This window comes from Sphingopyxis sp. EU05-FHT14B03 (assembly GCF_058790875.1).
Genome location: NZ_JBYTDC010000002.1, coordinates 918,639 through 938,699 on the forward strand (window position 1 = coordinate 918,639; position 20,061 = coordinate 938,699).

At 67.0% G+C, this 20,061-nt stretch carries 14 protein-coding genes and 2 tRNA genes; 10 read left to right on the forward strand and 6 right to left on the reverse strand.

The window, feature by feature from the left end; all coding sequences use genetic code 11:
- Positions 1-33: 33 nt before the first annotated feature.
- The 3 genes from AC3WS4_RS13520 (at position 34) to AC3WS4_RS13530 (ending at position 3,507) form a co-directional block, all read left to right on the forward strand.
- Positions 34-933 (forward strand): PAS domain-containing protein, encoded by a 900-nt coding sequence (locus AC3WS4_RS13520; protein WP_492739688.1) that lies wholly within the window; start codon positions 34-36, stop codon positions 931-933.
- 133 nt (positions 934-1,066) lie between these two features.
- The gene (locus AC3WS4_RS13525) at positions 1,067-2,260 is read left to right on the forward strand and encodes an acyl-CoA dehydrogenase family protein (RefSeq protein ID WP_056351696.1); all 1,194 of its coding nucleotides are present in this window, start codon (positions 1,067-1,069) and stop codon (positions 2,258-2,260) included.
- Positions 2,261-2,367: 107 nt separating this feature from the next.
- Positions 2,368-3,507, forward strand: coding sequence for an acyl-CoA dehydrogenase family protein (locus tag AC3WS4_RS13530; RefSeq protein ID WP_492739686.1), 1,140 nt, complete (start codon positions 2,368-2,370; stop codon positions 3,505-3,507).
- A 231-nt stretch (positions 3,508-3,738) separates the two neighbouring features.
- Here AC3WS4_RS13530 and AC3WS4_RS13535 read toward each other — a convergent pair whose 3' ends face one another.
- The 4 genes from AC3WS4_RS13535 to AC3WS4_RS13550 form a co-directional block, all read right to left on the reverse strand.
- Positions 3,739-6,189, reverse strand: coding sequence for a TonB-dependent receptor (locus AC3WS4_RS13535; RefSeq protein ID WP_492739685.1), 2,451 nt, complete (start codon positions 6,187-6,189; stop codon positions 3,739-3,741).
- Between the two features lies 1 nt (position 6,190).
- Positions 6,191-7,132, reverse strand: a complete 942-nt coding sequence (locus AC3WS4_RS13540) for a FecR family protein (RefSeq protein ID WP_492739684.1) — start codon at positions 7,130-7,132, stop codon at positions 6,191-6,193.
- On the reverse strand, positions 7,122-7,832 hold the full coding sequence (locus AC3WS4_RS13545; protein WP_316248976.1) for an RNA polymerase sigma factor: 711 nt from the start codon (positions 7,830-7,832) through the stop codon (positions 7,122-7,124). Before AC3WS4_RS13545 ends, AC3WS4_RS13540 begins: the two co-directional genes overlap by 11 nt.
- A 93-nt stretch (positions 7,833-7,925) precedes the next feature.
- Complete coding sequence (locus tag AC3WS4_RS13550) at positions 7,926-11,138, reverse strand: autotransporter outer membrane beta-barrel domain-containing protein (RefSeq protein ID WP_056351683.1); 3,213 nt, start codon at positions 11,136-11,138, stop codon at positions 7,926-7,928.
- A 206-nt stretch (positions 11,139-11,344) separates the two neighbouring features.
- On the opposite strand from AC3WS4_RS13550, the gene AC3WS4_RS13555 reads away from it, so the two are divergent.
- The 3 genes from AC3WS4_RS13555 to AC3WS4_RS13565 are packed head-to-tail and all read left to right on the forward strand — an operon-like array spanning position 11,345 to position 17,148.
- Entirely contained in the window at positions 11,345-12,550 is a 1,206-nt protein-coding gene (locus tag AC3WS4_RS13555; protein WP_187141401.1) for an efflux RND transporter periplasmic adaptor subunit, read from the forward strand.
- A 6-nt stretch (positions 12,551-12,556) separates the two neighbouring features.
- A complete protein-coding gene (locus AC3WS4_RS13560; RefSeq protein WP_187141400.1) occupies positions 12,557-15,751 on the forward strand; it encodes an efflux RND transporter permease subunit in 3,195 nt (1,064 codons plus the stop codon).
- On the forward strand, positions 15,748-17,148 hold the full coding sequence (locus AC3WS4_RS13565; RefSeq protein ID WP_187141399.1) for an efflux transporter outer membrane subunit: 1,401 nt from the start codon (positions 15,748-15,750) through the stop codon (positions 17,146-17,148). The genes AC3WS4_RS13560 and AC3WS4_RS13565 overlap by 4 nt, the downstream gene beginning before the upstream one ends.
- 6 nt (positions 17,149-17,154) lie before the next feature.
- Here the strand turns inward: AC3WS4_RS13565 and AC3WS4_RS13570 are convergent.
- Positions 17,155-17,245: transfer RNA gene (locus tag AC3WS4_RS13570), tRNA-Ser, on the reverse strand.
- Between the two features lie 74 nt (positions 17,246-17,319).
- Between AC3WS4_RS13570 and AC3WS4_RS13575 the strand changes: the two genes are divergently transcribed.
- Together AC3WS4_RS13575 and AC3WS4_RS13580 are read left to right on the forward strand one after the other, a co-directional pair.
- Entirely contained in the window at positions 17,320-18,252 is a 933-nt protein-coding gene (locus AC3WS4_RS13575; RefSeq protein WP_492739681.1) for a peptidylprolyl isomerase, read from the forward strand.
- Between the two features lie 5 nt (positions 18,253-18,257).
- Positions 18,258-18,572: a DUF1905 domain-containing protein gene (locus tag AC3WS4_RS13580; RefSeq protein WP_492739680.1), complete on the forward strand. Its 315-nt coding sequence runs from the start codon at positions 18,258-18,260 to the stop codon at positions 18,570-18,572.
- Here AC3WS4_RS13580 and AC3WS4_RS13585 read toward each other — a convergent pair.
- The gene (locus AC3WS4_RS13585; protein WP_492739679.1) at positions 18,562-18,690 is read right to left on the reverse strand and encodes a hypothetical protein; all 129 of its coding nucleotides are present in this window, start codon (positions 18,688-18,690) and stop codon (positions 18,562-18,564) included. The genes AC3WS4_RS13580 and AC3WS4_RS13585 overlap by 11 nt on opposite strands.
- 117 nt (positions 18,691-18,807) lie before the next feature.
- On the opposite strand from AC3WS4_RS13585, the gene AC3WS4_RS13590 reads away from it, so the two are divergent.
- Together AC3WS4_RS13590 and AC3WS4_RS13595 are read left to right on the forward strand one after the other, a co-directional pair.
- Positions 18,808-18,882, forward strand: a tRNA-Thr gene (locus tag AC3WS4_RS13590).
- 93 nt (positions 18,883-18,975) lie between these two features.
- Positions 18,976-20,058 (forward strand): AI-2E family transporter, encoded by a 1,083-nt coding sequence (locus AC3WS4_RS13595; RefSeq protein ID WP_187141396.1) that lies wholly within the window; start codon positions 18,976-18,978, stop codon positions 20,056-20,058.
- Positions 20,059-20,061 lie beyond the last annotated feature (3 nt).

Here is a 20,061-nt window from a genome sequence, read left to right on the forward strand (position 1 = left end):
AAGGGAAGGAGCAGCGATGCTTCGGAGGATGAGATGGAAACAGGCCAGTCCCATGCGCGCGTATCGGCGGCGGACTTCATTCGCGGTTTTGCCAGCTGGCGACTGCATTCGGCGCGCAAGCCGGTCGTGGTGACCCATCATGGCAAGGACGCGCATGTGCTGATCTCGCTCGACGATTACCGGCGGCTGGGCGGGGCGGGCGAGGGCGTTTCGAATGAAACGCAGCTGCGCGATTCCCAGGTCCTGCTGCTCGAATCGGTCCGCGACAGCCTGATCCTCGTCGATCGGCAGCGGCGGATCTCGGCGGTCAATCCGGCGGCGGCCGACATGCTCGAGGTCGCCACGGCGACACTGGTCGGGCAGCCGCTCGCCGCCGCGCTGCCGGGGATCGAGACGAGCCTGATCTTTCACCACATCCTGCGCATGATCGACCATCGCGAGCGCTTCTCGGGCGACCTGCCGTCGCTGTTGCGGCCCGGGCAATGGCTGCACGCCGACCTCGTTCCGCTGCCGATCGGCGGCGCGATCATCCTGCGCGACGTCAGCGAAGCGATCGCCGCGCTCGAGGCCAGCGACGCGCGGACGGCGGCGCTCCGCGCGCTCGATGCCGATGGCGGCATCGGCCATGCGTGCATCTCGCTGCGCGAGGCGGTCGAATATGCGAATGCCTCGCTGACCGCCATGCTGGGGGTCGGCGACGAGGCGATCCGGCGGGTGAAATTCTCCGCCTTGCTCGCGGTCGCGCGGCGGGCGCAATTTTCGGATGCGCTGGAGGGGGTGCTGCGGGACGGGAAACCGGCGCGGATCGAATCCGACCTGGTGGTTCGCGACGGCGCCATCGTCCCGGTGACGCTGTCGATCGCCGAGCGGCGCAACGCCTATTTCAGCGACGGGGCGGTGGTCATCGTGACGCGGCGGGGCGGCGTGGGCTGACGCATTCTTGCTGCGCTGGACAAAGACGCGCATCTTCACGATGATCGCGCATATCGCGTAGCAAGAAGCAACTTACCTTTACGTAAGCGTGAACCGGCCATATAAGGTCGGCATAGCCCTTGGGAGAATCATAATGGACATGGAGTTCAGCCCCGAAGACCTCGCCTTCCAGCAGGAAGTGCGCAGCTTCATCGCGGAAAATTACCCCGCCGACCTGCGCGGCAAGCAGGATGAGGGCGACGAACTCGCCAAGGAAGATTTCCTCGCCTGGCACAAGATCCTGTACAACAAGGGCTGGGTCGCCCCGGCATGGCCCGTCGAATATGGCGGCACCGGCTGGACCCCGACGCAGCGCTTCATCTTTTCCGAGGAAACCGCGCGCGCCGACTGCATCCGCCTGATGCCCTTCGGCCTCGCGATGGTCGGTCCGGTGATCTACACCTTTGGCACCCCCGAGCAGAAAGCCTATTTCCTGCCCCGCATCCTGTCGGGCGAGGATTGGTGGTGCCAGGGCTATTCGGAACCCGGCGCCGGGTCCGATCTTGCCAGCCTGCGCACAGCGGCTGTGCCCGACGGCGACGACTATATCGTCAACGGCCAGAAGACCTGGACGACGATGGCGCAGCACGCCGACTGGGGTTTCTTCCTCGTCCGCACCGACAAGGACGCGAAGCAGCAGGAAGGCATCAGCTTCCTGCTGATCGACATGAAGTCCCCCGGCATCACCGTGCGCCCGATCATCACGCTCGGCGGCGAGCATGAGGTCAACGAGGTGTGGCTCGAAGACGTTCGCGTCCCGCAGTCGCAGCGTGTTTACGAAGAGAATAAGGGCTGGACCTGCGCCAAGTTCCTGCTGGCCCACGAACGCACCGGCATCGCCGGCGTCGCGTCGTCGAAGCGCGGAGTCGAGAAGGTCAAGCAAATCGCCCGCACCGAGCTCGACGGCGACAAGCCTTTGCTCGCCAACGCGTTCTTCAAGCGCAAGATCGCCGAGCTGGAGATCGACCTGACCGCGCTCGAATTCACCGAGTTGCGCAGCCTGGCCGGCCCGAACGCGGGCAAGGGTCCGGGGCCGGAATCGAGCCTGCTCAAGATCAAGGGCAGCGAAATCCAGCAGCGGCTGACCGAACTGACGCTGGAAGCGGTCGGCCATTATGGCGCACCCTATTTCCGCGGTTTCGGGGAAGGCGACAACGAGCATCCGATCGGGCCCGACTATGCCCACCGCGCCGCGCCGACCTATTTCAACGTCCGCAAGACGACGATTTACGGCGGGTCGAACGAGATCCAGCGCAACATCATCGCGAAGATGGTGCTCGGACTCTGAAGCATGCGTCGCCCCCGCGCAGGCGGGGGCCGCAGTCGGCCTTATCCAGCGCCGCAGTGTAAAACGATAGCGGCCCCCGCCTTCGCGGGGGCGACGAGGATATAGAGATGGATTTCACCTACACCGAAACGCAGGACATGATCCGCGACACGCTCGCCCGTTTTCTGAGCGACACCTATGATTTCGAGACGCGCCAGAAGTTCATCGCGAGCGACGAAGGCCGCGATCCGGCGATCTGGACCGCGCTGGCGCAGGAACTCGGCATGCTCGGCGCGTCCTTTTCCGAAGAGCATGGCGGCCTTGGCGGCGGCGCGCTGGAAAATGCGATTATCATGGAAGAACTGGGCAAGGTGCTCGGCATCGAGCCCTATCTGCCGACCGTCGTGATCGCGGGCGGCGCACTCAAGGCCGTTGGCGGCGCGCAGGCGGACAAATATATTCCCGAGATCATCGCGGGCAATGTCATCGTCGCCTTCGCCTATGCCGAACCGCAGGGCCGCTACGATCTCGCGAACCTGCGCACGACCGCCAAGAAGGACGGTGCGGGCTATGTGCTCAACGGACACAAGGGCGTGGTCTATGCCGCGCCCTGGGCGACGCATCTGCTCGTCACCGCGCGCACCGGCGGCGGCCAACGCGACCGCGACGGCGTGTCGCTGTTCCTGATCGACGCGACCCTGCCGGGCATCGTCCGCCGCGACTATCCGACCGTCGACGGCAGCCGCGCGTCCGAAATCTATTTCGAGAATGTCGCGATCCCCGCCGACGCGCTGCTCGGCGGCGAGGGCGCGGGGCTGGGGTTGATCGAACAGGTCGTCGACGAAGCGACGATCGCGGTCTGCGCCGAAGCCACCGGCGTGATGCAGAAGCTGCACGAAGGCACGCTGGAATATACCCAGCAGCGCAAGCAGTTCGGCATTCCGATCGCCAAGTTCCAGGTGCTGCAGCACCGCATGGTCGACATGTTCATGGAGGTCGAACAGTCGCGTTCGATGACGATCATGGGCACGCTGAAGCTCGGCCTGCCCGCCGACGAACGCAAGGCGGCGGTGTCGGCGGCGAAGAACAAGGTCGCACGCGGCGCGAACTTCGTCGGGCAGAATGCGATCCAGACCCATGGCGGCATCGGCATCACGCAGGAGCTGGCGATCGGCCATTATTTCAAGCGCGCAACGATGATCGAGGGCCAGTTCGGCAGCGCCGATTATCATATGGAACGCTATGAGGCGCTGACGCTGGCGGAGTAGCTTGCAAGGCGGCTCGGGGCGCTAGCGGGTCCCATCCAATCCTCCCGGTGGCCGTAAGGCCATGGGGAGGAGGACCGCCGCGAAGCGGTGGTGGAGGGGCCGCGGCCTCGCGCCAGCCTTTGACCGCGTCAGCCCCTCCGTCAGCGCTTCGCGCTGCCACCTCCCCATCGCTGCGCGACAGGGAGGATTGAGACGGCCGCTAACCGCCCAAAAGCGGTCGGTCGGCTGAAATCAATACGCCACGTCGATCGCGATGCGGATCGTCCTCGGGCGCAGCGGGGTCAGGAAGCCCGCGCTGCCCTCGACGAACGGCGTGCCGAGCGCGAAGCGATTGCCCTTGGCGTCGAACAGGTTGGTCAGCGTCAGCGACAGGCCGCGGCGATGATCGCCGAGGCGCATCGCGAGGCCGGTGTCGAGATATTTGCCCTGACCCTCGCCGAGGATCGGGCCGATACCGAGCCGCGACGGGCCGACATAATTGGCCCAGCCGTTGATGCGCAGATCCTCGTCGCCCATCGGTGCGGCATAGTTGAACGAACCGCGGACCGCGTAGCGCGCGACATTGGGAATCTGGCCGAGGCGCGCGAGCAGCGCCTCCTGCGGGATGGTGATCCCGACATCGCCCCCCGCGGCGGCGGCGCGAACCGCGATGGTGCGCAGTTCGCCGGAGAAAAGCTCGGTCACGCGGCTGTGGTTATAGACCGCGCCGAGTTCGAACGACAATTCGGGCGTCGGCCGCACCGCAAAGGCGCCGGTGATGCTGGTGATCCGGCCGTCGCCGATATTGGCGGTGGTCGGAAAGCCGTTGGTGTCGATGAAATCGGCCTGGATGTCGCGCCAGCGGCTGTGCGAGACCGAGAGGCTGGCGTCGAACGGCGTCCAGCCCTTTTCGCCGAAGCGCACGCCGGCTTCGAGCGTCTGGACCTGGTCGTTGCGGAAGCGGCGGACGAAATTATTGTCGACCGCGAGGCCGCCGGGACGGAAGCCCTCCTGGTAACGAACGTAGAGCGTCACGTTGCGCACCGGCAAGGCGAGCAGCGAGGCGGACGGCAACAGGTCGGTCTCAGACCGATGCGCGGTTTCGGCGCGGCCCGCGAAAGCGACATCGAGCGGGATATCCCTGCCGGACCCGTCGAGGCTCGCGTGCGAGAGGCGAAGGCCGCCCGCGGCGATCAGGTTCGGCATGACCTCGACCGTCGCCTCGCCATAACCGGTGAATTCGGTGATGCGGTTGGCGACCCCGGTCAGCGGCATCTGGACCAGTGCGTTGCCGAGTTCGCGGCTCTGGCGGGTGCGATTGTCGAGGATGCTGGCCCCGATCACCCAGCCGAGGCCATCGTCGAACGGCCGCGACAGGCGCGTCTCGCTGACGAACATCCGCGTCGCGTTGCGCTGGTCGAGGATGCGCGGCGGGTCGTTCGGATTGCTCGCGTCGAAGCGCTCAAACAGGCGGTGGCTGACGAAGGCGTTCGACGACTGGAAATGCAGCCCGTCCCAGTCCTTCATCACCACGATCGTGCCGAGGCCGTATTTCGCCTTGGCATTTTGCTCGACCATCGAATTGCGGATCAGCGGCGGGGCGTTCTTGTCGGCATATTGTGCGTCCTGCGAGACGATCGACTGATAGACACCTCCGAGATCGATGGTCCAGTCGTCGCCGGCGTCGACGCGGAAGGTGGCACGGCCACCGCGAACATTGACACGGTTGACGTCCTTCTGCCCGCGCAGCGGATTGTCGATATAGCCGCCGTCGCTGATCATATAGCCGACGAGGCGCAGCGCATGGCCGGTCTCGCCGATCGGCAGGTTGACCGTCGCGCCGAGGTCGCCGCCGGGGTCGCCATGCTGGGTCAGCGACACGCCTGCGCTCGCCTGTACCGTCTGCCGGTCGGGATCGGGCGCCTGCGGCACGACGCGGATGATGCCGCCGAGCGATCCGGCGCCATAGAGGGTGCCCTGCGGCCCTTCGAGAATCTCGACGCTTTCGATGTCGTACAGGCGCAGGTCGGGGTCGGGGGCATTGTAGCTGAGGCGGATGTCGCCGAGATATTGGCCGACGGTCGACTGGGTCGGACCGGTGAAGCTGGAATCGGCGATGCCGCGGATGAACAGCTTGTTGCGCCCCGAGCCGAGATGGGTCGAGGAGACGGTCGCCATCCGCGACAGGATCGATTCCATTCCGCGCTCGCCGCCGAACGCCAAATCGCCGCCATCGAGAACGGTGGCGACGCCGGCAAAGCTTGCGTAGGGAAGGTCGGTCTTCGAGGCGGTGACAATGATCTCGTCGCCGGGACCCGCGACCAGATTGTCGGGTTCCCGTGTCCTCGATGGCGGCGTTTTTGGCGGCGAGGTCGCCCGCCGCGCGACCTTCGGCGGCGGCGAGGGGCGGCGCTCGATCCGCCAGCTGGTCGCGCTGACCCGTACCGCGCGCGCTTCGGTACCGGTGAGCATGCGGCGGATCGCCTCGTCGACGCTCATCCGCCCGCGCACCGCCTTGACCCGCCCGTTCCACAATTGCGCATCAGCGACGCTGATGCTGACCCCGCCCTGGCGGCTGACGAGCGGCAGCGCGGTCGCGAGGCTGCCCTTGGGCACGTCGAACGCCCGCTCTTCCGCCGCCGACGCCGCGGTGGGCGCACACAGGGCGGCGGCCGCGACGAGGAGGGGCAGGCTGCGGTTCATATCAGCGCGTCAGCACCCAGCCGTCGCCGCGCTTTTCGGCGCGTGTCCCCGACAGGGCGGCGAGGTCGGCGATGGTACGGGCCGGATCGTCGCCGACGACCAGCGCGCCCCGGAACGATTGTTGCGCCGCCTCGGGCGCGACGGTCACTTTCATCCCGGCGGTGCGCTGCAAATCCTCGGCGACCACCGCCAGCGGCGTGTCGGCATAGACGAGCAGGCCCGAGCGCCAGCCGCCGATCGACGCGGCATCGACGCTGCGCACCTTGGGCGGCCTGGCGTCGCCGTCCCGGGCCTCGATGCCTTCGCCGGCAAGCATGCGGACATTGTCGCGCTGCGGATTATAGACGACGATGCCTTCGGACACGGCGACCGATGTTTCGCGGTGGCGGCGCACGACGTTGAAAGCGGTGCCGAGGTCGACGATGCGGTTTTCGCCGGCCTCGACGACGAAGGGATCGCCTTCGCGGTGGACGACGTGGAACATCGCCTCACCGCTTTCGAGGCGCGCGAAACGCGGGCGATCCTCGTCGAGCGTGACGACCGAGCCACCGTTGATCTCGATCTTCGACCCGTCGGCGAGCGTCAGGGTGCGATGTTCGCCCGCCGCGGTCTGGATGCGGTTCGGGTCGGCGAACAGGCCGAGGTTGGGCAGGACGATCGCGCCGACCAGCGCCGCGGCGATCGCGCCGCCGAACCAGGCGCGGCGCGAAGGAGCGCGGCGCGGTGCCGCGTCTTCGCGGATGACGACCGACGGCGCGGGATCGCGGGGCAGCGCGTCGAGATCGGCGTCGAGGAGCGCGGCGGCGTCATAGGCCGCCGCGTGGTCGGGGCTTGTGCCGAGCCAGTCGGCGAAGGCGTCCCAGTCGGCGAATTCGGGGTCGCGCTGGCGGATCACCCAGTCGATCGCGCGGGCTTCGATGATGGGGTCGGTTTCAGGACGCATCGAAATGCCTCCTGACCGCGGCAAGCGCCGCATAGACCTTGCGCAAATCGGCCTCGACGGTGCTGAGGCTGACGCCGAATTCGGCGGCGATGTCGCGCTGGGCGATGCCGTCGACACGGAAACGGCGGAAGATGCGCGCCGGGCGCTCACCGGTCGCGGTCACCGCCGCCTCGACCTGCACGAGCTGCTCGCGCGCGATCAGCGCGGCCTCGGCCGAGGGTCTTTCGACCGCGGTATTTTCGCCCCACGCATGGTCGCGCAGCATGCGCTGGCGCGCCGAGCGATAGCGATCGAGCATCAGATTGTTCGCGGCGCGCATCACATAGGACAAGGGATCGGCGATCGGTCCGGTGCGGCGCTCGGTCAGCCGCATCCACAGGTCCTGGAACAGGTCCTCGGCGCCGTCGCCCGCGCCGCGCACTTCGAGGAACCGCACGATGCGGTCGCGGTTGGCGAGCAATACGCCTTCGATGCCCTGCGCGGGCGAGGGTGCGTCGGTCGCATCGGTCATGGATCGGTTGATTCGGAACGCCATCTGCTGCTGAACGACACCTGTTTGGCCGGCGCCCCCCGTCCCCCTGGCGGAGCCGTCATATAGCGCACCGTGCGGCACGCGCAACCGCAGCATGACTCCGCCGATGCCCGGACGGCGGTCCTGCTGGGGGAGAAAGGGGACGGTGGCGGCAATCATGGTCCTCATCGTTCGTTCAAAAAGCAAGGCAAGGGGGAAGCGGAGGGTGGGGTAATGCTTCCCCCTTGCGGACAAGGCCGGTCAGGGGCGGGGGCGTGCCCTTCAGAGACCGACCTTGAGGCTCGCGCGGAAAGCCCAGCCGATATGGCTCTGCTGTTCTTCCGCAGAAAGTTCGCCGCCCACCTGGAAGGAGGAGTTGCCGGCCATCCCGCGGATGCGGCCGACCCAGCCGCTCGTGCGATCGTCGGGGACGAGGGTGAAGGGCGTGCCGTCCTTGAACGACGCCGTCGTCGTGCCGAGCGAGCCGCCGACGATCTGGCGCCGGCCGCCTTCGATCTCGAAGCGCGTCCAGCCGTCATATTCGTCGGTGCCGCCGAAATCGAGGCCGACCGCCACGGTGCCCGAGACCGCGAGTTCGTCGCTGTCGCGGCCGAGGACCGTCAGGTCGAGTGCGTCGCCGCCGCCGGTTTCGGTGTAGCCCTTTTCGGTGAGCTTATAATAGTCGACCGCGACCGTCGGGCGCACCGACAATCCGCCCAGGCGGCCGTCGTGCGCGACCGAACCCGAGGCGGACCACAAAGTGCCGTCCCACTTGCCGCGGATCGTTTCGTCGATGTCGTCGGCGCCGGCCTCGGCCTGGAACCGGCGGGTGCCTTTGAAGCTGATCGGCGCGCCCGAGATACGGGCATTCGCCATCCAGCCGTCCGACCGCAGGCGCCAGTGCAGCGCGCCTTCGAACTGGCTCGACGTCACTTCATTGAGGTTGCTGGCGTTGCCGTCCTTGCCGCTGAGGAACGCGATCGAGCCGCCGAAATTGCCCATGTCGGACTTGATTTCGGCGCCGAGCGAGATGCCCCAGCCGGTGACGTCGTAACCGGCGGTGTCGCCGATGCTCTTCGACGTGCCCCACACGGCCTGGTTGACCCAATAGCCCCATTTGCCTTCGTCCTGGAACGGCGCGTTGGGATCCATCAGGTAGCGGCCGAGGGCGCGCGAGCCCGAGGTGACGGTTTCGAACACGCCGCCTTCATGCTCGGGCAGCATCTGGCCGAGCTGGCCCTTGAACTGGGTGCCGTTGGTGATGTCGAGGAACACCTGTTCGATGGCCTCGTCCCCCGCGAGCGCGTCGATCACCGCGTTGAAGGCGCCCGCTTCGGAGCGGTTGAGGCCGAGTTCGGTCGTGCTCTTGCGCGACACGTCGACGATCAGCTGGGTGGCGTTCGAGGTCAGGGTGCCCTTGAACAGGAAGGGCAGCGTCGTCGAGGTGGTGGTGAGGTTGCTGGCACCCGTCAACGTGCCGGCGGTCAGCACGACATGCTGGCCCTCGGCGTTGTCGAGGCTGGACAGCCGCAGCGCCAGTTTCGATTCGGCGCCGAAGCTGGCGTTGCCGGTGACCTGGATCGCGGTGCCGGTGGTGCCGCCGTCGAGGGTGACGCCGAGCACGCCCTTGTTGGTGACCGCGAGCGACGAAATCGTCGCCGCGCCGACGACGTCGAAGGCGCCGCCATTGACCGCGACCGCGAGGCCCTGAGCATTGGCGAGGCGACCCGAGAAGATCGCGGTGCCGCCGATGGTCAGCGTGTCGCTGCCGCCGCCGAAGTCGGCAAGGCCGCCGAATTTCGAGGTGCCGGCGAGCGTCATGATGTCGTTGCCGTTACCGAACTGGGCGGTGCCGTCGTACGTCGCGTCACCCGACAGCGCGAGGGTGTTGTTGCCGGTGCCGAAGAAGCTGTCGCCCTTCACCGAACCGTCGGCGATGTCGATCAGGTCGTTGCCGACGCCGAAACGGATGTCGCCGACGATCGACGGTGCGGTGATGCCCGAAGCGACGGCGGTCTGCTTGACCGACGCGCCGCCGGTATTGGCCGACAGGTCGATCGCGATGTTGCGGTCGGAGGTGCCCAGCGCCCCGGTCGCGGTGATCGTGCCGCTGTTTTCGACCAGCCCGACATTGCCCGACAGGTCGACGATACCGCGTGCGGTTCCGTCGGTGCCCGCCGCCTTGGCGCTGACCGTGCCGCTGTTGCGGATCATCCCGACATTGCTGCCGGCCTGAACGAGGATGCCGGTCGAGATCGCCGTCGCGGCGTTGCCGCCCGAGGCTTCGATCCTGCCCGCGTTACGGATTTCGGGGACGGTCGCGCCGGCGCCGACCTGCAGCGCGGTCGCCGAAGCGCCGTTGGAAACCGCCGTGACGGTGCCGCTGCTGCCGATCGCGAGGCCGCCGGCGATGGTGACGTTTCCGCCCATGCCGCCGATCTGGATCGCGGCCGCATTCTTGCCGGCATAGAGGCCGTTGCCGAGGATCGCGCCGTCGATGATGACGCCGAAATTGGTACCGGTGCCCGCGACGGGGCCGATGGTGACATCGCGGCCCGCGGCGCCGATGCGCACGGCGGGTGCCGACCCGAAGGAGCGGACCGAAGCCGAGCCTTCCTTGGCGTCTTCGATGCCGTCCTTGTCCTCGTCATTGTCGGTGGTGCTGCTGTCCTTGGGCGGGACGGCGAAGATGATGCCGCCGGTCACGTCGCCCTCGATCGACAGCGCCGGGCCGCCGATGAGCAGATCGTCGGCGTCGAGCTTCGACGGGTCGGCGGGGACGGTGGTGGTGCGGTAGCCGGTCGAGGTCAACGTGCCCTGGATCTCAAGCGCGCCGGTGATGTTGCCCGAGAGACGCGCTGCGGTGGCATCGAGGCCGGTGGCGGTGATCGTGCCCGCGAGGCGGACATTGCCGGTGACATCCCGCAGACCGACGCCGAGCGCGCGGTCGCCGAGGACCGAGATCGTGCCGTCATTGGTGAACTTGCCGGTCAGCGGGCCGCCGAGGCGGATGCCGGCCGAATCATTGCCCTCGACCGTGATCGCACCCGAATTGACGATGTTGCCGGTAAAGGCGCCGGCGGTCGCGATGCCGACGCGTCCGGTGCCGACCGCGAAGGGGCCGTCGATGTCGCCGTCATTGTCGATGTCGGTCGGCGCATAGGTCTCGTCGATGACGATCTTGCCGCTGGCCGCGTTGGTGATCGCGCCGGTCGTGCCCGCATTGGCCAAAATGCCGATCGAACCATCGGCGTTGGTGATCTGGATCGTGCCCTCGTTGGTCATCTTGTGATTGCTGTCGATCGTGACCGCGGTGCCCGAGGTCGGCTTGATCGATCCCGAAGCGGCGAGCCTCGCGTCATCGGGGGCGGTTCCGCCATTGACCGTCGAGGTGCGGATGGGCGTGGTGAGCGCGTTGCCGATCACGGTTTCGGCATAGGCAGGCGTGGCGATGACAGCCACAAGACAGGTGGACGCGAGTAGGGTCTTGCGCATGAAGGTCCTCTTGAAATCGGGGCGGGAAGGGTCCCGCGACAATCTCAAGACGGACCCCGCCCTGCGCAGCCTTGGAAAAAAATCGCTCGCGGCCAGCAAAATTGTCGCAACCTGTCGCAATCGTAACCAAAGCATTGCGCAAGACCGCCCAATTTGCTCAAGGATAGCGACTTAAGGCTAGTCCCCAGCCCGAAAAGGTTCTTCGAATGCATGTGAATGGGCGGCCGAGGCTTCGGCTCGGCGCGATCTGTGTCGCGATGGCGCTGCTTGCGGGCTGTTCGGCGAGCGACGAGGGCGATGGCAACCGGCAGGCGCCGGAGGTCGGCTATGTCGTCGTCCAGCCGGCCACCGTTCCGGTGCCGATCGAACTCGGCGCGCGGACGGTGGCGTTCGAGACGAGCGAAGTCCGCCCGCAGATCAACGGCCTGATCCGGCGGCGCTTGTTCGAACAGGGCGGTTATGTCCGCGCCGGCCAGCCGCTGTTCCAGATCGACGCCAGCCTGTATCAGGCCGCGGTCGACCAGGCGGCCGCCAATCTGTCGAGCGCGCGCGCCAGCGCCGAAGCGGCGAAGGTCAAGGCCGACCGTTTCCGCCCGCTCGCCGAGATGGAGGCGATCGCCAAGCAGGATTACACCGACGCACTGGCGCAGGCGCGCGTTGCCAATGCGGTCGTCGCACAGAATGGAGCGGCGCTCGAAACCGCGCGGATCAACCTGCGCTATACGACGATCACCGCGCCGATCAGCGGTCGCATCGGGCGAACCTTGTTCACCGCCGGTGCGCTGGTCAACGCCAACCAGACCGATCCGCTCGCGGTGATCCAGCGTACGGACCCGATGTATGTCGACATGCAGCAGTCGAGCGCCGAATTGACCGCGCTGCGCCAGTCGATCGCCGCGGGCGGCGTCCTGCCGGGCAGCACCAGCGTGCGGCTGATCCTCGAAGACGGCAGCGCCTATGGCTTTGCCGGAACGATCGAATTTTCCGAAGCGGTGGTCAGCGAGGAAACCGGCACGGTGACCCTGCGCGCGCGTTTCCCGAATCCCAAAGGCACGCTGCTTCCCGGCATGTTCGTCAAGGCGGCGTTCGACCAGGCGATCGAAGAAAATGCCTTCCGCGTGCCGCAGGCGGCGATGCAGCGCGATTTCGACGGGTCGGCATTCGTCTATCTGGTCGGCAAGGACAACAAGGCCGAGCGCCGCAAGGTGAAGGCCGATCGCACATTGGGCACCGACTGGATCGTCACCGACGGATTGAAGGCGGGCGACCGCGTCATCAGCCAGGGGCTCGGCAATTTGCGGCAGGGGCAGCCGATCCGTCCTGTCACGGCGAGCAGCGGGCAACGTGTCGGGGTGCCCAAGGGCGGCACGGCGGGCGGCGCTTCGGAAAAGCCAGCGGCGAAGGGTAACTGACCGTCCATGTCGCGCCTGTTCATCGATCGTCCGATTTTCGCATGGGTGCTGGCGATCATCGTCATGCTCGGCGGGGTCGGCGGGTTGTACCTGCTGCCGATCGAGCAATATCCCGACATCGCGCCGGCGCAGGTCAACATCCGCGCGCAATATCCGGGCGCATCGGCCGAGACGATCGAGAATAGCGTCACCCAGGTGCTGGAGCAGCAACTGACCGGGATCGACGGGCTGCTCTATTTCAGTTCGCAGTCGAGTTCGCGCGGGCAGGCGAACATCACCGCCATCTTCGCCAAGGGCACCGACCCCGACATCGCGCAGGTGCAGGTCCAGAACAAGATCCAGGCGGCACTGTCGCGCCTGCCGCAACAGGTGCAGGCGCAGGGCATTCGCGTCACCAAGGCCAATTCGGACACGCTGTTGCTCGTCGGCGTCTATGACGCGACCGACACGCGCGTGAACCAGGACGTGTCCGACTATATGGCGTCGAACATCCAGGACCCGCTGTCGCGCGTCGAGGGCGTGGGTGAGGTCAATATCTTCGGCGGCCCGCACGCGATGCGTATCTGGCTCAACCCGCAGCGGCTCGCCGCGGTGTCGCTGATGCCGAGCGATGTGATTTCGGCGATCACCGCGCAGAATGCCGAAGTCGCGGCGGGCGAGGTCGGCGGCCTGCCGTCGCCGCAGGGCCAGATGCTCAACGCCACGGTCACCGCCCAGTCGCGAATGCAGACGGTGGCCGAGTTCGAAAATATCGTGCTCAAGACGCTGCCCGACGGGGCGGCGGTGCGGATCAAGGATGTCGCGCGGGTCGAGATCGGCGCCGAAAGCTATGCCGTCGTGAGCCGCATCAACGGCCACCCCGGCGCCGGCATGTCGATCTCGTTGTCGCCCGGCTCCGACGCGCTGGAAACCGCCGACCGGGTGAAGGCGCGGATGGAGGAACTCGCCGCCGATTTCCCCGACGGACTGACCTACAGCTACGCCAACGATGCCACCGCCTTCATCAAGCTGTCGGTGAGCGAGGTGCAGAAATCGCTGTTCGAGGCGATCCTGCTAGTCATCCTCGTCATGTTCGTCTTTCTGCAAAGCTGGCGCGCGGTGCTTATCCCGGCGATCGCGGTGCCGGTGGTGCTGCTCGGGACCTTTGCGATCTTCTATATCCTGGGGTTCAGCATCAACACGCTGACGCTGTTCGGGCTGACGCTCGCGATCGGCCTGCTCGTCGACGACGCGATCGTCGTCGTCGAGAATGTCGAGCGGTTGATGGAAGAGAATCCCGAAATGTCGGCGCGCGAGGCGACGATCCAGTCGATGCAGGAATTGCAGGTTGCGCTGATCGCGATCGCGCTGGTGCTGTCGGCAGTGTTCCTGCCGATGGCCTTTTTCGGCGGATCGACCGGTGTCATCTATCGCCAGTTCTCGGTCACGATCATTTCGGCGATGATGCTGTCGGTGCTCGTCGCGCTGATCCTCAGCCCGGCGCTGACCTCGACCCTGCTCAAGCCCAAGCATCAGGGCGATGCCGCGACGCCGCGAGGGCGTTTTCCGCGCGCGCGCGCCTTGCTCGAACGGGCGAAAGACGGCTTCAACACGCGCTTCGACCGCACCGTCGAGCGATATGTCGGCAGCGTGACCAAGGTGGTCGACCATAAATGGCTGTTCCTCGGCATCTATGCGGTGCTGCTCGTCGCGCTGGCCGTGCTCTTCCTGCGCCTGCCCGGCGGCTTCCTGCCCAACGAGGACCAGGGGCGCGTCCAGGTCCAGTTCCGCCTGCCCGCCGGCGCGACGCAGGGGCGGACGCTCGAGGTCCGCGACGCGATCGAAAAATATATGCTGACCGAGGAAAAGGCGAACGTCGGGGCGCTGTTCCTGATCGCGGGTGGCGGCGGCGGTTCGGCCGCGGGACAGAATACCGGGCAGGGTTTCGTCAACCTCGTCCATTGGGACGAGCGTTCGGGCGATGAAAACACCGCCGACGCGATCGCTGCGCGCGCGCGCAAGGCGCTCAGCGGACTGCGCGATGCCCAGATCTTTGCGCTCGTGCCCGGCGCGGTGCGCGGTCTCGGCGATTCCTCGGGTTTCACGATGCAGTTCCAGAACCGCAGCGGCATGAGCCGCGATGAATTCGTGGAAGCGCGCGAGAAACTGCTGGCGATGGCGAACGCCAATCCCAAGCTGACATCGGTGCGCCTGTCCGACCTTCCCGACGTCGCGACGCTGAAGGTCGACGTCGATACCCAGCGGCTGACCGCTTATGGACTGACCAACAGCGACGTGAATTCGACGCTCGCGACCGCCTGGGGCGGGCGCTACGTCAACGACTTCATCGACAAGGGCCGCGTCAAGCGCGTCTATGTGCAGGGCGATGCGCCCTATCGCGCCAAACCCGAGGATCTGGGTCAATGGTACGTCCGATCGAGCGACGGCGAGATGTCGCCCTTCTCGGCCTTTGCGAAGGTCGGATGGTCGACGACACCGAGCAGCAGTTCGCGCTTTCAGGGCGTGCCGGCGTTCGAAATCTCAGGGCAGCCGGCCCCCGGCACCAGCTCGGGCGAAGCGATGAACGAGATGGAGCGCATGGCGGGCGAGATTGCCGGCACCAGCGTCGCCTGGTCGGGGTCCTCCTATCAGGAGCGGCTGTCGTCGGGGCAGGCGCCCTTCCTATATGCGATTTCGCTGCTCGTCGTCTTCCTGTGCCTCGCGGCGCTCTATGAAAGCTGGTCGATCCCGCTCGCGGTGCTGCTCGTCATTCCGCTCGGACTGATTGGCGCGGTCTTCGCGGTGACGCTGCGCGGGCTCGAAAACGACGTCTATCTGCAGATCGGCCTGCTCACGACGATGGGACTCGCGGCGAAAAATGCGATCCTGATGATCGAATTCGCCGAACAGGAAGAGCGCAAGGGCAAGCGCGTGATCGAGGCGGCGGTCGCCGCGGCGCGCATCCGCCTGCGTCCGATCCTGATGACCAGCTTCGCCTTCATCTTCGGCGTGCTGCCGCTGGCGATCGCGACCGGGGCGGGCGCGAACAGTCGCGTCGCGATCGGCACCTCGGTGATCGGCGGCATGCTCACCGCCGCCTTCCTCGCGATCTTCTTCATTCCGCTCTTCTTCGTCCTCGTCCGCCGCGGGGTGCGCGACGGGTTGCTCGCGGTGCGCGGCTGGATCGGCCGCCGGCGTGACGGCAGCGAGGTGGCGGCATGACGCGCGTCCTGCTTCTGGGCGCGGCGACGCTGGCGCTGGGCGCCTGTTCGCTGGCGCCCAAATATGTCCAGCCGGCGCCGCCGGTGCCGGCGTCGTGGCCGGTCGGCGATGCTTATCTGGCGCAGAGCGAGGCGGCGCTGCCGCGGGTGACGCTCGCCGCCCTGTTTCGCGATCCACGGCTGCAGGCGCTGATCGATCAGGCGCTCGCCAACAACCGCGACCTGCGCGTCGCCGCCGCCAATGTCGCGGCGGCGCGGGCGCAGGTGCGGGTGACCCGATCGGCGCAGTTCCCGGCGATCGGGATCAGCGGCTCGGGCGACTATACCGACGGCGGTATTGCGGGCGGCGTCGCGAGCGGCGGACGCGAGAGCTATGCGCTACAGGCCGGGGTTTCGGCGTTCGAACTCGACCTGTTCGGGCGGCTCGCCAACGCGACCGCCGCCGACCGCGACCGCGCCTTTTCCACCGAGGCGGTGGCCCGCACCGTGCGCCTGGCGCTGGTCGCCGATCTCGCCGAGGCCTGGACCAACCATGCCGCCGACCGCGAACTGCTGGGAATCGCGCGCGAGACCGCCGACAGCGCGCGGCGCAGCGTGACGTTGACCCGTGCAAGGTTGGAGGGCGGGGTCGCACCGCGCACCGACCTGCGCCAGGCCGAACAGGTGCTGGCGACCGCCGAGGGCGACCTGGCGTTGCAAACCGCCGCGGTGGCGCAGGACGAGAATCTGATCCGGCTGCTCGTCGGTGCCGATTACGACAAGGCGCTGTTGCCGCAGAAACTTGATGACGTCAGCGCGTCGATCGCGACGCTGCCGGCGGGAACCAATTCGCAAGTCCTGCTGCGCCGACCCGACGTGGTCGAGGCCGAATATCTGCTCCGCGCCGCCAATGCCGATATCGGCGTCGCGCGCGCGCGGCTGTTCCCGACGATCTCGCTGACCGGCCTGCTCGGTTTCGCGAGCGATGCGCTGGGGTCGCTGTTCACCGGCGACGCGCTCCGCTTCAGCGCAGGCGCCGACGCCAGCCTGTCGATCTTCGACGCCGGCGGGCGCCGTGCCGGGGTCGCCGTCAGCGAGGCGCAGCGCGATGCGGCGCTCGCGAGTTACGAACGCGCGATCCAGACCGCGTTCCGCGAAGTCGCCGACGCGCTCGCCGATCAGGGCACGCTTGGCGAGCGGCTGCGCGCCGCGCGCGCGAACACCGAGGCGGCGGCCGATACGGCAAGGCTGACCGACGCCCGCTATCGCGGCGGGGTCGACAGCTTCCTGTCGAGCCTCGACGCGCAGCGCAGCCTCTACAGCGCCCGCCGCGCGCAGATTGCGGTCGAACTGGCGGCGGTGCGGAACCGGATCACGCTGTACCGCTCGCTGGGCGACGACGGGATTTCGACCGAATAGGGAAAATGGCGGAGCGGGAGGGATTCGAACCCTCGATACGCTTTTGACGTATACTCACTTTCCAGGCGAGCGCCTTCGACCACTCGGCCACCGCTCCGCATGCACTGGAAGGGGCGCCCTAATCGCTTGGCGGGGCTTTCGCAAGCGGCATGGGCGTGGCAGACATCGCCTATGAAACACAGCCTCCTCGCCGCCGCAGCGGCCCTCGCGCTCACCGCTCCCTCCGCCGCGCAGCAGGCACCGGCGCCCGCCGCCGAAATCCCGTCGCCGGGCGAGATCGCCGCCGCGGCGCCGGCGCGCGACTGGGTCGCGATTCCGGCGTCGGACCTGCTGGTGATGGACCTCGCGCCAGACGCGATGGGCAAGCCGCGCCGCGTCGTCATCCAGCTGATGCCCGCGCCGTTCAGCCGGGGGTGGATCGGCAATATCCGCAAGCTCGCCGCCGCGCATTGGTGGGACGGGACGAGCGTCAACCGGGTGCAGGACAATTATGTCGCGCAATGGGGCGACGCGACCGAGAAGAAGGCGTTGCCCGACGGGTTGGCGGTGGTGCCGGAATCGAATTATGTGGTCAGCGGCAGAGCTTTCCCCATCAAGGTTGTTTTGCGACGTCAGAATCGAAAGGACGCTTATGCCGGTGCGGCCATACCCCGGCTTGGGTGGCCGATTGCATTGGACAAGGGCAGCGCTTGGCCCGTCCATTGTTACGGCATGGTCGGCGTTGGCCGTAACTTGTCGCCCGATACCGGCTCGGGCGCCGAGCTTTATGCCGTGATCGGCCATGCCCCCCGCCATCTCGACCGCAACATAGCGCTGGTCGGGCGCGTGATCGGCGGCATCGAATATCTGTCGAGCCTGCCGCGCGGGACGGGGGCACTTGGTTTCTATGAAACCGAAGCCGAGCGCGTGCCGATCGCGTCGATCCGGATCGCGACCGATCTGCCGCCCGCCGACCAGCCGAAGTTCGAATATCTCTCGACCGAGAGCGCCAGCTTCGCGAAATATGCCGATGCGCGGGCGAACCGGCGCGATCCGTTCTTCATCAAGCCCGCCGGTGGTGCCGACATCTGCAATATCCCGGTCCCGGTTCGCGCGGCGAAATAGCCATCGTGGAAAGCTTCACCACCACCACGCCTTTATGGCGCTGGCAGTCGGCGACGGCGCCCGCCGCCTGGTTTTTCCTGACGATCGACGGCGAGGTCGCCGACGGCATTCGCGTTGCGGCGATGTCGGGGCAATGGCTCGACAAGCGCGGGGGATTCGGGTCGGCGCGGGTCGCGGTGACGATCGGCGACACGCGCTGGAACACCTCGGTCTTTCCGCACAAGGAAAGCGGCGGCTGGATCCTTCCGGTGAAGGCCGCGGTGCGCAAGGCCGAGGGGATCGCCGAGGGCGACGATGTGACGGTGACCGTCAGTCTTTAGGCTGGGTTTCGGTCCGGGTTTCGCGCGCCTGCGCCTTTCGTTTGCGCAGATTTTCGCGCAGCGCTTCGGCCAGGCGGCGTTCGCGTTCGAGGTCGGCGGGGGAGGGGGGCTTGCTCACGCCATCGTCCATGCCCGCGAAATCGGCAAAGCGTCAAGCCTATCGCCTTGACAGGCGGCAGAGGCCCCGCCATAGGCCGCGCCTGCCCAGCGAACACGCGTTCGCGGCGGCCCGGTTGCTGCTGTAGCTCAGTGGTAGAGCGCGTCATTGGTAATGACGAGGTCGACAGTTCAATCCTGTCCAGCAGCACCATTTTCCTGACATCGACGTTCAGCTTTACGGCGGCGCACCTCGCGGCCTAGAGTCGCGGGCGTGCCGCGCCCGGCGGCATCGGCGGGGAGAAGTATGGCGGACAGCGACGATCGGATGCGGGACGGCAATCGCTGGTCCTTTCTGGCGATCCTGATCGCGATTTCGATCGCCTTTGCGGTGGTCCTGTTGCCGTTCGCCGCCGCGATCCTGTGGGCGGTGATTGCCGCCATCCTGTTCGAGCCGCTCTATCGCCGCCTGCTGACGAAGATGCCCCGGCGGCGCAACGGCGCCGCGCTGCTGACCATTCTGCTGATCCTGGCGATGGTCATCCTGCCCGCGTCCATCCTCGCCGTCGCGCTGATCAACGAAGCCGCCGCCGTCTATCAGCGCATCCATTCGGGGGCGATCGACCCGACGCTTATCTGGACCAACTTCCGCGCCGGCATGCCCGAATGGCTGGCATCGTGGGTCGACCGCATCGACCTGGGCAATATCGCGACCGCGAAGAGCATTTTGGGCGGCGGAGCGGCCGATGGCGTCCGCGCGATCCTGGGGCAGGCGCTGTCGATCGGACAGAGCCTCTTCGGATTGCTGATCAACCTGATGGTGATGCTCTATCTCGCCTATTTCCTGATCCGCGACGGGGAGAGCCTGCAACAGAGCATCCGGCGTGCGATGCCGCTGCGCACCGACCATCTCGAACTGCTCGCCAGTCGTTTCGTCGTCGTGGTTCGCGCCACAATCAAGGGCAGCATCGTCGTCGCGATCCTGCAGGGGCTGATCGGCGGGATCGTGCTGTGGGCGCTGGGGATCGAGGCGGCGCTGTTGTGGGGGGTGCTGATGGGCGCGGCCTCGCTGCTTCCCGCGGTCGGGACGGGGCTGGTCTGGGTTCCGATGGCGCTCTACCTGCTGTTCACCGGGCAAATCTGGCAGGGGCTGGTGCTGGTGCTGTGCGGGCTGTTCGTCATCGGGATGGTCGACAATGTGCTGCGCCCGGTGCTGGTCGGACGCGAGACCCGCATTCCCGATTATGTCGTGCTGATCACCACGCTCGGCGGGCTCCAGCTTTTCGGTTTTCACGGCATCGTGATCGGCCCGGTGATCGCCGCGATGTTCATCGCCGTATGGGACATTGCGACGACCATGCGCGGCGAATCCGCCACCAGCCCGGCCTGACCG

Bases quoted from the DNA above. Each gene is read 5' to 3' on its own strand.
- AC3WS4_RS13575 (WP_492739681.1), top strand. From the start codon at position 17,320: ATGAAACACAGCCTCCTCGCCGCCGCAGCGGCCCTCGCGCTCACCGCT.
- AC3WS4_RS13525 (WP_056351696.1), top strand. From the start codon at position 1,067: ATGGACATGGAGTTCAGCCCCGAAGACCTCGCCTTCCAGCAGGAAGTG.
- AC3WS4_RS13535 (WP_492739685.1), bottom strand. From the start codon at position 6,189: ATGAACCGCAGCCTGCCCCTCCTCGTCGCGGCCGCCGCCCTGTGTGCG.
- AC3WS4_RS13555 (WP_187141401.1), top strand. From the start codon at position 11,345: ATGCATGTGAATGGGCGGCCGAGGCTTCGGCTCGGCGCGATCTGTGTC.
- AC3WS4_RS13595 (WP_187141396.1), top strand. From the start codon at position 18,976: ATGGCGGACAGCGACGATCGGATGCGGGACGGCAATCGCTGGTCCTTT.
- AC3WS4_RS13520 (WP_492739688.1), top strand. From the start codon at position 34: ATGGAAACAGGCCAGTCCCATGCGCGCGTATCGGCGGCGGACTTCATT.
- AC3WS4_RS13540 (WP_492739684.1), bottom strand. From the start codon at position 7,132: ATGCGTCCTGAAACCGACCCCATCATCGAAGCCCGCGCGATCGACTGG.
- AC3WS4_RS13545 (WP_316248976.1), bottom strand. From the start codon at position 7,832: ATGAGGACCATGATTGCCGCCACCGTCCCCTTTCTCCCCCAGCAGGAC.
- AC3WS4_RS13550 (WP_056351683.1), bottom strand. From the start codon at position 11,138: ATGCGCAAGACCCTACTCGCGTCCACCTGTCTTGTGGCTGTCATCGCC.
- AC3WS4_RS13565 (WP_187141399.1), top strand. From the start codon at position 15,748: ATGACGCGCGTCCTGCTTCTGGGCGCGGCGACGCTGGCGCTGGGCGCC.
- AC3WS4_RS13560 (WP_187141400.1), top strand. From the start codon at position 12,557: ATGTCGCGCCTGTTCATCGATCGTCCGATTTTCGCATGGGTGCTGGCG.
- AC3WS4_RS13530 (WP_492739686.1), top strand. From the start codon at position 2,368: ATGGATTTCACCTACACCGAAACGCAGGACATGATCCGCGACACGCTC.